This is a genomic window from Streptomyces djakartensis (genome assembly GCF_014651075.1).
In the GTDB taxonomy this organism is placed as follows: Bacteria; Actinomycetota; Actinomycetes; order Streptomycetales; family Streptomycetaceae; genus Streptomyces; species Streptomyces djakartensis.
The window spans coordinates 195,537-207,887 of the sequence record NZ_BMWE01000009.1 but is presented as its reverse complement, the minus strand read 5'-3'; the positions used below and the strand labels follow the sequence as shown (position 1 = coordinate 207,887).

Genomic DNA, 12,351 nt, shown 5'->3' with positions numbered 1-12,351 from the left:
GGAGTCGGGGGAGCTTAGTCATATAGGCATGTGAAGCGTGTGACCTGCGGAATCCGCTGCCGCAGCCGCCCCTGAATTCACTCGGAGAGCAGACGGAACAGCGATGAGGGGTGGGCGAGTGGGCGAGCCCGCAATCGAACGCTTACGATCCTCTGTTGTGTCCAAACTGACCGACGTGCCCAAACGGATCCTGATCGGGCGCGCACTGCGCAGCGACCGGCTGGGGGAAACGCTCCTGCCGAAGCGCATCGCACTCCCCGTCTTCGCCTCCGACCCGCTGTCCTCCGTCGCGTACGCGCCCGGCGAGGTCCTGCTGGTCCTGTCGATCGCGGGAGTGACGGCGTACCACTTCAGCCCGTGGATCGCCGTCGCGGTCGTCGTGCTGATGTTCACCGTGGTGGCGTCGTACCGGCAGAACGTGCACGCCTACCCCAGCGGCGGCGGCGACTACGAGGTGGCGAACACCAACCTCGGCCCCAAGGCGGGACTCACGGTCGCCAGCGCGCTGCTCGTCGACTACGTCCTCACCGTCGCGGTGTCGATCTCCTCCGGCATCGAGAACCTGGGCTCGGCGATCCCGTTCGTGGTCGAGAACAAGGTCCTCTGCGCGATCGGCGTCATCGTGCTGCTGACGCTGATGAACCTGCGCGGGGTGAAGGAGTCGGGCTCGCTGTTCGCGATTCCGACGTACATCTTCGTCGCGGGCGTCTTCACCATGATCGCCTGGGGCGCCTTCCGCGGACTGGTGCTGGACGACACCATGCGGGCACCCACCGCGGACTACGTCATCAAGCCCGAGCACCAGGGGCTGGCCGGCTTCGCCCTGGTCTTCCTCCTCCTGCGCGCCTTCTCCTCCGGCTGCGCCGCCCTCACCGGCGTCGAGGCGATCTCCAACGGCGTGCCGGCCTTCCGCAAGCCCAAGTCGAAGAACGCCGCGACCACCCTCGCGATGATGGGCCTGCTGGCCGTCACCATGTTCTGCGGCATCATCGGCCTCGCCATGGCGAGCGACGTCCGCATGGCCGAGAACCCGGCCGAGGACCTCGTCCACAACGGCGTCCCGCTCGGCCCGGACTACGTCCAGAACCCGGTGATCTCCCAGGTCGCCGAGGCCGTCTTCGGCAAGGGCAGCTTCCTGTTCATCGTCCTGGCCGCGGCCACCGCGCTGGTGCTGTTCCTCGCCGCGAACACCGCCTACAACGGCTTCCCGCTGCTGGGCTCGATCCTCGCCCAGGACCGCTACCTGCCGCGCCAGCTGCACACCCGCGGCGACCGCCTGGCCTTCTCCAACGGCATCGTGCTCCTCGCGGGCGCCGCCGGACTGCTGGTGTGGATCTACGGCGCCGACTCCACCCGCCTGATCCAGCTCTACATCGTCGGCGTGTTCGTGTCCTTCACGCTGAGCCAGACCGGCATGGTCCGGCACTGGAACCGCCACCTGGCCACCGAGACGGACCAGGCCAAACGCCGGCACATGGTCCGCTCGCGGGCCATCAACGCCTTCGGCGCCTTCTTCACAGGCCTCGTACTCGTCGTCGTCCTCGGCACGAAGTTCACGCACGGCGCCTGGGTCGCCCTGCTCGGCATGGTGATCTTCTACGCGACGATGACGGCCATCCGTAAGCACTACGACCGGGTCGCCGAGGAGATCGCCGCCCCCGAGGGCCCGAGCGACGACAGCGTACGGCCCTCCCGCATCCACTCCGTCGTCCTGATCTCCAAGATCCACCGTCCGACGCTGCGCGCCCTGGCCTACGCCAAGCTGATGCGCTCGGACAGCCTGGAGGCGCTGAGCGTCAACGTCGACCCGGCGGAGACCAAGGCACTGCGCGAGGAGTGGGAGCGGCGCGGCATCGACGTGCCGCTGAAGGTCCTGGACTCGCCCTACCGCGAGATCACGCGGCCGGTCATCGAGTACGTCAAGAGCCTGCGCAGGGAGTCGCCGCGGGACGCGGTCTCGGTGATCATCCCCGAGTACGTCGTCGGCCACTGGTACGAGCACCTGCTGCACAACCAGAGCGCGCTGCGCCTGAAGGGCCGCCTGCTGTTCACGCCGGGGATCATGGTGACGTCGGTGCCGTACCAGCTCCAGTCCTCCGAGGCGGCCAAGCGGCGGGCCCGCAGGCAGCAGGAGTGGAACGCGCCGGGTTCGGTGCGGCGGGGGCCGGCGCAGGTCCGGCCGAAGGAGTCCTCCGAGCACAAGTCGTGAGGCGACGGCTCGTGTGAAACGGCCGGGCGGCAGCCACGTAGACTGGTGGGCTGTTGTCCGGCCGTTTCCGTTCGGCCCACGCCCCTCACGCGTTTTGGAGTCACCCCGCCATGCAGGCAGAACCGAGGAAGTCGCTGGTGGGGGAGGAGTACGAGGTCGAAGTCGGCCCCGTCGCCCACGGCGGTCACTGCATCGCCCGCACGTCCGAGGGCCAGGTGCTGTTCGTACGGCACGCACTGCCCGGTGAGCGGGTCGTGGCGCGGGTGACCGAGGGCGAGCAGGGCGCGCGTTTCCTGCGCGCGGACGCGGTGGAGGTGCTCGACGCCTCCAAGGACCGCATCGACGTACCCTGCCCGTTCGCCGGCCCCGGCCGCTGCGGCGGCTGCGACTGGCAGCACGCCAAGCCGGGCGCGCAGCGCCGCCTGAAGGCCGACGTCATCGCCGAGCAGCTCCAGCACCTCGCCGGGCTCACCCCGGAGGAGGCCGGCTGGGACGGCACGGTGGTGCCCGCCGAGGGCGACAAGGTGCCCGCGGGTCAGGTGCCGGCCTGGCGTACCCGCGTCCAGTACGCCGTCACCGCCGACGGCCGCGCCGGTCTGCGCCGGCACCGCTCGCACGAGGTCGAGCCGATCGACCACTGCATGATCGCCGCGGAGGGCGTCAGCGAGCTGGGCATCGAAAAGCGTGACTGGACCGGCATGGACTCCGTCGAGGCGATCGCGGCGACGGGCTCACAGGACCGCCAGGTGGTGCTCACGCCGAAGCCGGGCGCCCGCCTCCCGCTGGTCGAACTGGACCGCCCGGTGTCGGTCCTCCGCGTCGACGAGCGCTCCGGCGGCGTCCACCGCGTCCACGGCCGCCCCTTCGTCCGCGAGCGCGCGGACGGCCGGACCCACCGGGTCGGCAACGGCGGCTTCTGGCAGGTCCACCCGAAGGCCGCGGACACCCTGGTGACCGCCGTCATGCAGGGCCTGCTCCCGCGCAAGGGGGACACGGCCCTCGACCTCTACTGCGGCGTCGGCCTGTTCGCCGGAGCCCTCGCCGACCGGGTCGGCGAGCAGGGCGCGGTCCTCGGCATCGAGTCCGGCAAGCGGGCGGTGGAGGACGCGCGGCACAACCTCGCCGACTTCGACCGGGTGCGCATCGAACAGGGCAAGGTCGAGAGCGTGCTGCCGCGCACGGGCATCACGGAGGTCGACCTGATCGTCCTCGACCCGCCGCGGGCGGGCGCGGGCCGGAAGACGGTGGAGCATCTGGCTTCGCTGGGGGCGCGGCGGATCGCGTACGTGGCTTGCGATCCGGCGGCGTTGGCTCGGGACCTGGGGTACTTCCGGGACGGGGGGTACCGGGTGCGGACGCTTCGGGCGTTCGATCTGTTTCCGATGACGCATCACGTGGAGTGCGTGGCGATTCTCGAGCCTGCCGCGAAGGGCCTCTGACCGGCGACTTTCACAGGTGCCTCGGGTGCGGCCGGGTGGACTCGACCGGTTTCCCCGAGCGCACGGTGTGGAGCACTCTCTTGGCTCGCGAAGGCTGTCCGACCCGGCGTTGCTGATGGTGGCTGTCGAATCGACGTGATCGTGGGATGTGTCAGCCGCCACGACCGCCCCACGCCCGCCGCATCAGGCGGCGACGAGCTCCTGCTCGCGGTCCGGGGTTTTGACCTTGGGCTTCTTGTTCGGCAGCGAGAGCCGGAAGACCTTGCGCCACGCGGAGAACACCTGCTTGGGCAGGGGACCGGTGACGTACTCCAGCTCGTACTTCTCGAACAGTGCGCGCACCTTCACCGCGACCTCGGCGTACCGGTTGCTCGGCAGGTCCGGGAACAGGTGGTGCTCGATCTGGTGCGACAGGTTGCCGGTCATGAAGTGCATGGCCCTGCTGCCGCTGATGTTCGCCGAGCCCATCATCTGGCGCAGGTACCACTGGCCGCGCGTCTCGCCCTTGATCGACCGGCGCTCGAAGACCTGGACGCCCTCGGGGAAGTGCCCGCACATGATCACCGAGTGGGACCAGAGGTTGCGGACCAGGTTCGCGGTGAACGTGGCGGCGAGCGTGGTGAGGAACGACGGGCCCGACAGCAGCGGGTGGATCACGTAGTCCTTGAGCACCTGCTTGCGGATCTTGCGGCCCACGGCCTTGGCCCGCGCGCGGAACTCCGGGTTCTTGCGGCGGCGCTTGTTCAGGTTCTTGCCGAGTTCCAGGTCGTACGCGGCGATGCCGTACTCGAAGAAGCAGGCGTTGATGAAGTTCCACAGCGGCTGGCCGAGGTGGAACGGGTGCCACTTCTGGTCCTCGTCGACGCGCATGATGCCGTAGCCGAGGTCGTTGTCCTTGCCGATCACGTTGGTGTACGCGTGGTGCAGCTCGTTGTGCGAGTGCTTCCACTGGTCGGCCGGCGAGACGTGGTCCCACTCCCAGGTGGTGGAGTGGATCTTCGGGTCCCGCATCCAGTCCCACTGGCCGTGCAGGATGTTGTGGCCGATCTCCATGTTGTCCATGATCTTCGCCACGGACAGACCGGCGGTGCCGATGATCCACGCGGGCGGGAAGAACGAGAACAGCAGCACGCCCCGGCTGACCAGCTCGAGCTTGCGCTGCGCCGAGATGACCTTGCGGATGTAGGCGGCGTCCTTCTCGCCGCGGCCGGCGATCACCTCGTCGCGGATCGCGTCCAGCTCGCGGCCGAGCTCCTCGATCTGCTCCGCGGTCAGGTGGGCGGTGGGGTCGATGGCGGTCAAGGTGTTCCTACCGTTCGATGTCACAGGGGCCCGCCGCGGCGGACACGCAGGTCTGGATGAGGACGCCCGGCTCGGCTTCGGTGATCTCGCCGGTCCGCAGGTCGCGGACGGCGCCCGCCTTGAGCGGCGTGACGCAGCCGAAGCAGATGCCCATGCGGCACCCGGAGGGCATGAGCACGCCGGCCTCCTCGCCGACGTCCAGCAACGGCGTGGCGCCGTCCGCGTCGACGGTCTTGCCGGTGGCGGTGAAGGTGACCTCGCCGCCGTCGCCGGTCGCGACGACGCCGGGGCGGAAGCGTTCGGTGTGCAGGCGCTCTTGGACGCCGTGCTCGCTCCAGTGCTCTTCGGCGGCGTCGAGCAGGCCCGCGGGCCCGCAGGCCCAGGTCTCGCGCTCGGCCCAGTCGGGCACGAGTTCGTCGAGACGGGCGATGTCGAGCATGCCGTCCGTGTCGGTGTGCACCTCGGTGAGCCGAAGCTTCCTGGCCGCCACCAGGGCGTGCAGTTCGTCGCGGAAGATCACGTCGTGTGGCTGTGGCGCGCAGTGGACCATGACGGCGTCGTCGAACTCGGTGTCGCGCAGCATGCCCATCACAGGCGTGATGCCGCTGCCGGCCGTCAGGTAGAGCACCTTGGCGGGCTTGGCCTGCGGCAGCACGAAGTCTCCGGTCGCCTGGTCGAGCTGGATCAGCGTGCCCGGCTTCACTCTGCGGACCAGGTGGTTGCTGACCTTGCCGTCCGGGATCGCCTTCACGGTGATCGTGACGCGGCCGTCCTGGCGGTTCGTCGGCGAGGTGAGGGAGTAGGCACGCCACAGGCGCACCCCGTCGACGTCGACCCCGATCCGCACGTACTGACCGGCCGTGTGGCCGCGCCAGCCCCGTCCCGGCCTGATCACGATGGTCGCCGCGTCACCCGTCTCGGGGTGCACGGCCTCGATGCGCCCACGCAGGTCGGCGCCCGCACGCAGCGGACTGACCAGGTCGAGGTAGTCCGACGGCAGCAACGGCGTCGTGACCATCTCCAGCAGTTTCCACGCCCTGCTGCGGAGGGCTGTACTCGTCATGACTCCAGCTTGGTGCGCCGCAAGGCGTAAAGTCCTGACCGAAGGACGTGAATTTGGTCGACAGAATTGTTCGCAGGGAACAAAATCGTGAGCCATGCAATCCGGAGGGCCAGCGAACTGGCGCTGGACGAGACGACGGTCACCGCACTTCGGGCCGCGCTGAAGACCACCGCCGACGAGGTCGTCCAGGCGATCATCGACGAGGTCCCTCCCTACGCAGGCGCCCTCTCGGGCCACATGGGCGCCACCATCCGCCGAGCCGTCCGAACCGCCCTGGGCCACTACCTGGACCTCGCGAGCGGGAACGCTACCGGCGGCGACGGCAGTGACGCGGCCTACGAGCTGGGCCGCGGCGAGGTGCGCGACGGCCGCTCGATGGACGCCCTGCTCAGCGCCTACCGCGTCGGCGCCCGCGTGGCCTGGCGATGCCTGGCAGCGGGTGCCGTACCCGCGGGTCTGCCCGCCGCCGAGGTCGCCAAGTTCGCCGAGCTGACCTTCGCCTACATCGACGAGCTCTCCGCCGCGAGCGCCGCGGGCCACGCCGACGAACTGGCCGCCCGGGGCAGGGCCCACGAGCGCCACCTGGAACACCTGGCCCGCGACCTCCTCGCCGGCGCGAGCCCGGACGTGCTGCTGGCCTCCGCTCAACGGGCCGGGTGGCAGCCTCCGGTTTCGCTGACCGCGGTCCTGCTGCCCGCCGCCCAGGCCCGGCCCGCCTACCGCGCGCTCGACCCGAGCACCCTCGTCCTCGACGATCTGCCGGACACCACCGGTGTGCTGCTCGTCCCCGATGCCGACCGATCACATCTCTTGCGGCAGCTGACCGACCGCACCGCCGTGGTCGGCCCGGCCCGGCCATGGACTCGTGCGTCCGCGTCGTACGCACGAGCCGTACGCGCGCGCTCCCTCTCCTGCGATATTCGCGACACCGAGGATCACCTGCCCGAGCTGGTGCTGAGCGCCGACGCGGACGCGTTCGCAGACCTGCGTGCCCGAGCCCTCGCACCGTTGCGCCCCTTGCCTGCCGCGACCGCACAGCGGCTGGAGGAGACGTTGCGGGCGTGGCTGCTGCACCAGGGCAGGCGGGACGAGGTGGCGGCGGCGTTGTTCGTCCATCCTCAGACAGTCCGGTACCGGATGTCACAGCTGCGGGAGCTGTTTCCGGATCTCGCATCGCCACACCGGGTCCTTGAACTGACGCTGGCGGTCGGTCTTCGGGCCGGCTGACGGGGAGCGTTCCACCACGAGTCGTTCACCTACCGATCCGTCAGGCCCGCGTCTCGCAGCCCCAGCCATACTCGGTCGCGAGTGAGCGGGAGTCGGTCGAGGCGGACGCCGGTCGCGTCGAGCAGGGTGTGGGCGAAGGCCGGAGTGACCGGGTTGAAGGGGCGGACTGTCGGCCGTGACGCTGACGCTCCGCTCCCTCAGCCGTCGCGCACCGGTTGCCTCCGTTGTGGCGGCGGGAACCGTTCACATCTGCGAGAACCCGGCCGTGCTGTCCGCCGCCGCCGACGCTCTCGGCCCGGCGTGCCCGCCGATGGTGTGCCTCCAGGGGCAACCGTCGGCCGCCGCGCTCATCTTGCTGCGCGACCTGTCCACGCGGGGAGTCCGCCTCCTCCACCACGGCGATTTCGACTGGGGCGGTGTGCGCATCGCCGCGGCACTGGCGCGAAGCGTCCCCTGGCGGCCGTGGCGCTACACGGAGGCCGATTACCGAGCGGCAGTGACCGCGGTGGCCGAAGCCCCGGACCTGACGGGTCCGCCCGCCGCGACTCCCTGGGACCCTGCCCTGGCCGTCACTCTCGCCGAGTGCGGTGTCCGGGTCGAGGAGGAGACGGTGGTGGACGACTTGCTCACGGACCTTGGACATCTGGCTGAAGCGCGGCTTGAGAGCGCGGCGGGTGCAGATCCGACGAGTACCGAGCCATTGCCGAGCACAGCTGCTCCATGACTTCAGGCGTTCTGCACGCTTCTGCCGCGGTAGTAGCGGACGGCATTGGGGTATCGGGTGTGCTCCTGGTACAGCAGTACGTGCCCCTTGAGCGCGCTGATCTGCCACGTATCGCCGAGGCTCCGAGCGAGGAGGCGGAACGCCGCGTCCGCGGACAACGGACCCTCCGGGACTACCAGCGGAGCGGCTTCCAGGTAGTCGGGTCCCAGCTGGTGCCTGAAACGGTAGGGGAGCCCGGCCTTGATGAAATCGGCGAAGTCCTTCGGAGGCCATGTTCGACGCGTTCCGTCGTCGTGGAGGACCCAGTCCAGGTCGATCGGGTGGACCATGTTGAAATGCCGGGGGCTGAGTTCCGAGTGGTCCCGTTGCCGGCCCGCGTCCTTGTTGCCGAACCCGTTGGAATTCCAGGGGAGCCGGGCGCCGCGCTCCTCCTTCAGGTACCTGATGACGAGCCGCTCGGGGGCGACCGCCGACATGTCGTCCTCGATGTACATGGAGGTGAAGTACATCTCCTCCGGGAGAATCCCTCTTCGGCCCAGGATCTTCCGGCGGAGGGTGTCGAGCCGGTCCGGCAGGGCCCGCTCGGACTTGCCCACGTAGACGAGTTCCGGTGACAGGTACGGCACCTTGCGGATCAGCTGGAAGATCCCGGGTCGCGGGACCATTTCACGCAGCTTCTCCTCGGACAGCGGCATGGGTGCCTGCTCTTCAAGAGCCCGCCAAAGCCGGGCGCCCAGCGCCGCATCGAAGCCGAGATGAAAGCTGACACCGTCACGGGCCGTGGACTGTCCGGTCGCAGTCGCCGCGCGGAGGGACTCGGGGGGCAGGGCGCTTGCGGCCTCGCCCCGAGCCTCGTTCTCCTCGGCTTCGCTCTCGGCGGTCTCCAGTTGCCGTTCCAGCGCGGCGCACCGCAGCTCGGCTTCGTGGGCGCGGCGCTGTGCCTGCTCCAGTTCCGCCTTGTACCGAGCGAGTGACTCCCGCAGGGCATCCCGCTCGGTGAGCATGGCCTCGAAGGTGTCGGACCATTGCTCGAGTTCGACGCGGTGAGCCAGGCGCTCGGCGGCCCCCGCGTTCTCCAACTGCCGCAGCTGCAACTGCTGCTCGTCGAGCTGCTCCTGCGCGCGGCGGATCACCTCCCGCAGGAGTCGGGCCTCCTGCTGGAAATGGCGGTTGTCACGGTCGGCCTCTGCCAGCTGGTCCCGCAGGTCCTGCAGGGCGCCACTTGCCGGACTCGTGGCACGCAGGGCGGTCCGGTGCAGTTTGCGCACCACGTCCTTGGCGGCCGGCGTCAACTCGGTACCGGTCTCCCGGTCGCCATTCTCCAGGAGTTGTTCGACGAATTCGGCGGGAGGTACCAACGCTCCGCTGAAGAACCGGGAGAGGGTGGATCGGTCCCACGAGACGCGCACCGCGTAGCGACTCAGGGACACTCCGAGGCGTTGAGCCAGATCGCGCAGCGCAAGGGCCAGTTCATAACGCTCCGGTCCGACCTTGGCTCTGTCGACGTCCTTCTGGAAGACCATCGTGCGCGGTCCCCTCGGAACCAGCTCCCCCTGCGGCATCCGCTCTCCTCCGTCGACCCCATTTGCGCCGTTGCGTGAAGTCGCAACAGTGTGCGCGTGCCGAAACACGCGTCTGCCTTCCATGATCGGTCACCTGCACCGGACCGACCGAGGGACCCCATGACCACCACCGTCGCGCTGATCGTCCTCCTGCTCATGATGCTCGCCCTGCTGCTGGGCGGGGCGTTGTTCTACGTCTGAGTGGGTGGCGTCGGGGTAGTGCGCGACGCTCAGGGACGCCGCGGGAAGGACCTTGCGGTAGACGGCTTCGGTCTCTGTGACGTCCACGTTGACGTCATGACCGGCCAGCACCAGAAGGAGCGGCGTGCCGCGCACGGTGCGCAGGTCGGCGGTCGCGTCCGAGCGGTAGTTCCTGGCGATGAACCTCCATCGGTCCGCTGTCATGCTGCCCACGTCGGCGACCGCGGCCCGGTACTCGTCAAAGGAGGCCCCCCGCTTCAGCAGGCGCAGGGTGGTCTCCCGCCGGCGCAGCGCCGCGTCCTTCTCCCGGGGGGTCGCACCGTCCCGCTCCAGTTCGGCGAGGAGGTTGTACCGGCCCTGCCGAAGCCAGTTGACGGCCGGGGAGACGGCGATGACGAACTGCAACCGCCGGTCCCGGGCTGCGGCCTTGGGCAGGACCCAGCCGGCCTGGCTCGCTCCCCACAGGCCGATGCGGCGGCCGTCGATGTCGGGGCGGTCGCGTGCCCAGGCCACGGCGGCCAGCGTCTCGTCAGCCCGGTCGCCCATGCTCTGGTCCAGCCAATTGCCCTGTGACCCCCCGATCCCGGGCTTGCTGAACGACAACGAGGCGTACCCGGCGCGGGCGAAGGACTCCCACAGCGGTCGGTAGAACGTCTCGTGCGTCGCGTCGATCGGCCCGTCGCCGTGGACGAACACCACCAGGCCGAACGGCCCCTCGCCGCCAGTCGGCCGGGCCAGCACCCCTTCGAACAGCTTTCCGTCGTGCCGCAGCGACACCTTCTCCTCGCGCAGGGCGTAGGTGTTCTGCCACGCCGCCACCCCGGCGAGTCCGCCGGTGGCCAGCAGCAGTCCCACCACCGTCCATACGGCCCATCGCCGCCGGCGCCGCATCGGCGCACCCCGTGAGCGGAACACCGCAGCCCCCCTAAAACTATCATTCAAGAAACGGTCGTATCCATAGTGAACGTATTAGTATTGATAGCGCAAGGTGGTTTGTCGCTGGACGAGGAGTGGCGTGGTGGCAAGGACCGGCTGGACTCAAGGAGCGGAGAACCGCCCCGTGGTGCACAGGGGTGTGCCCGAGGGCAGCGAGGAACGGGTGGCGGCCCTGTACTGGGAGGCGTTCGGTCGCAAACTCGCCCCGGCGCTCAGCCCGCCCGGCACGGGGCGGGCGTTCATCGCGGCCCACCTCCATCACGACCGGGGTGCCGTCGCGCTCGCCGCGGGCCGGGTGGTCGGCGTCGCCGGCTACCGGCTCCAGGGCCGGGCGCTGACCGGCGGCGGCGTCAGGGACGTCCTGTCCGCCTACGGCTTCTTCCGCGGCCTTCCCCGGCTCGCGCTCCTCGCCCTGTTCGAACGCACACCCGCGGAGGGGGAACTGGTCATGGACGGCATCGCCGTCGACCCGGCGCACCGGAGCCGAGGCATCGGCAGCCTCCTGTTGCGGGAGATCATCGCCGTCGCCGCCGACCACGGCTGCCGGCGCGTCCGTCTGGACGTCATCGACACCAACCCCCGAGCCAGGGCGCTGTACGAGCGGCACGGTTTCACCGCCCACCGCACCGAGCGGACCCCCTACCTGCGCAGGCTCATGGGTTTCGGGGCGGTCACCACCATGCACCGCCTCGTCACCGACGCGGACACGGACGCAGTGAGCGAGCGGCGGGCGTGATGACCACTACCCCGGCCTCCGCCGACGGGGCCGGTCGGCCCGAGATCCCCACCCGGTTGGTCGTCCACGCCCTGGTCCGCGAGGACGGCACCGTCGACGCCGGCGAGCTCTACGACGTCGCCGGCCTGCTCGGCATGAGTGACCAGCAGATCCGGCTCTGCGTCAAACGACTGGTCGCCGAAGGCCGCTTCACGCAGGAAGGACGCGGCCGCAAGGCCACGCTGCACGCCGTGGCCGACGTGACCGGATCCCTGGCACCCGACGCCGCCCACGTCCGCCACGCCTACCGGCAGGACGCCGGACTCGCCTCGTGGGACGGCACATGGCACCTGTTCGCCTTCGCCGTTCCCGAGTCGCGCCGTACCGCCCGCGACGCCCTGCGCGAGCACCTCCTCCATCTCGGCGCCGCACCCGTCCAAAGCGGCCTGTACGTCAGCGCGAACCGCATCGCCGAGCTCGTCGACGCACAAGCGCGGCACCTCGGCGTCCTCGACACCCTCACCCGCTTCACCACCACCGGCCTGCGCATCGGCGACGTCACCGATCCGCGGGCCCTGGCCGCCGCACTGTGGCCACTCAGCGAGATCGCCGGGCGGTACGACCTCCTGGCCGCCTTCACCGAAGGCTGCCTGACCCGGCTCACCGAGGGGCCGGGCCCGTCGGACGCCCGGCGGCTCACCGACGCGGTCGAGCTCGCCGCCCATTTCGCCGCGGCGATGCGACCCGACCCCCTCCTGCCACCGGAACTCCTGCCACAACCCTGGCCCGGGGTCCGCGCCCGCCGTCTGGCCGCCGACTGCTGGAAGCGACTGGAGCGAGGCCCCCGCGCGGACGGCACTCCGGCCCTGCGCCTGTTCGCCCTCTACTCCGACGCGCTGCACCCCGCGGCCGGCGGGCAGTTGGCGAATTCGCCGGGTGGTCGACTGCCTTGACACCTCGGCACTGATGTCCC

Annotated in this window: 10 protein-coding genes; 6 read left to right on the top strand and 4 right to left on the bottom strand. The window is 70.0% G+C overall.

Features of this window, described 5'->3' with window-relative positions:
• Positions 1-157 precede the first annotated feature (157 nt).
• A complete protein-coding gene (locus IE212_RS17610; protein ID WP_190198813.1) occupies positions 158-2,209 on the top strand; it encodes an APC family permease in 2,052 nt (683 codons plus the stop codon).
• Between the two features lie 110 nt (positions 2,210-2,319).
• On the top strand, positions 2,320-3,648 hold the full coding sequence (locus IE212_RS17605) for a class I SAM-dependent RNA methyltransferase (RefSeq protein WP_190198812.1): 1,329 nt from the start codon (positions 2,320-2,322) through the stop codon (positions 3,646-3,648).
• A gap of 183 nt (positions 3,649-3,831) precedes the next feature.
• Here IE212_RS17605 and IE212_RS17600 read toward each other — a convergent pair whose 3' ends face one another.
• Complete coding sequence (locus IE212_RS17600) at positions 3,832-4,950, bottom strand: fatty acid desaturase family protein (RefSeq protein WP_190198811.1); 1,119 nt, start codon at positions 4,948-4,950, stop codon at positions 3,832-3,834.
• A 7-nt stretch (positions 4,951-4,957) separates the two neighbouring features.
• A complete protein-coding gene (locus IE212_RS17595) occupies positions 4,958-6,013 on the bottom strand; it encodes a ferredoxin reductase (protein WP_190198810.1) in 1,056 nt (351 codons plus the stop codon).
• An 87-nt stretch (positions 6,014-6,100) separates the two neighbouring features.
• Between IE212_RS17595 and IE212_RS17590 the strand changes: the two genes are divergently transcribed.
• On the top strand, positions 6,101-7,240 hold the full coding sequence (locus tag IE212_RS17590; protein ID WP_190198809.1) for a PucR family transcriptional regulator: 1,140 nt from the start codon (positions 6,101-6,103) through the stop codon (positions 7,238-7,240).
• 175 nt (positions 7,241-7,415) lie between these two features.
• A complete protein-coding gene (locus IE212_RS17585; protein WP_229864399.1) occupies positions 7,416-7,964 on the top strand; it encodes a DUF2399 domain-containing protein in 549 nt (182 codons plus the stop codon).
• A gap of 2 nt (positions 7,965-7,966) precedes the next feature.
• On the opposite strand, the gene IE212_RS17580 is transcribed toward IE212_RS17585, so the two are convergent.
• Together IE212_RS17580 and IE212_RS17575 are read right to left on the bottom strand one after the other, a co-directional pair.
• Positions 7,967-9,526, bottom strand: coding sequence for a helix-turn-helix domain-containing protein (locus tag IE212_RS17580; RefSeq protein ID WP_190198808.1), 1,560 nt, complete (start codon positions 9,524-9,526; stop codon positions 7,967-7,969).
• Positions 9,527-9,616: 90 nt separating this feature from the next.
• A complete protein-coding gene (locus IE212_RS17575; RefSeq protein ID WP_190198807.1) occupies positions 9,617-10,618 on the bottom strand; it encodes an alpha/beta hydrolase family protein in 1,002 nt (333 codons plus the stop codon).
• A 124-nt stretch (positions 10,619-10,742) separates the two neighbouring features.
• Here IE212_RS17575 and IE212_RS17570 point away from each other — a divergent pair, with 124 nt between their 5' ends.
• Complete coding sequence (locus tag IE212_RS17570; RefSeq protein WP_229864397.1) at positions 10,743-11,399, top strand: GNAT family N-acetyltransferase; 657 nt, start codon at positions 10,743-10,745, stop codon at positions 11,397-11,399.
• Positions 11,399-12,331: a PaaX family transcriptional regulator C-terminal domain-containing protein gene (locus IE212_RS17565; protein ID WP_190198806.1), complete on the top strand. Its 933-nt coding sequence runs from the start codon at positions 11,399-11,401 to the stop codon at positions 12,329-12,331. Before IE212_RS17570 ends, IE212_RS17565 begins: the two co-directional genes overlap by 1 nt.
• Positions 12,332-12,351 lie beyond the last annotated feature (20 nt).

Coding starts and splice junctions, on each gene's coding strand:
- IE212_RS17580 (WP_190198808.1), bottom strand. CDS start 9,526: ATGCCGCAGGGGGAGCTGGTTCCGAGGGGACCGCGCACGATGGTCTTC.
- IE212_RS17595 (WP_190198810.1), bottom strand. CDS start 6,013: ATGACGAGTACAGCCCTCCGCAGCAGGGCGTGGAAACTGCTGGAGATG.
- IE212_RS17575 (WP_190198807.1), bottom strand. CDS start 10,618: ATGCGGCGCCGGCGGCGATGGGCCGTATGGACGGTGGTGGGACTGCTG.
- IE212_RS17605 (WP_190198812.1), top strand. CDS start 2,320: ATGCAGGCAGAACCGAGGAAGTCGCTGGTGGGGGAGGAGTACGAGGTC.
- IE212_RS17565 (WP_190198806.1), top strand. CDS start 11,399: ATGACCACTACCCCGGCCTCCGCCGACGGGGCCGGTCGGCCCGAGATC.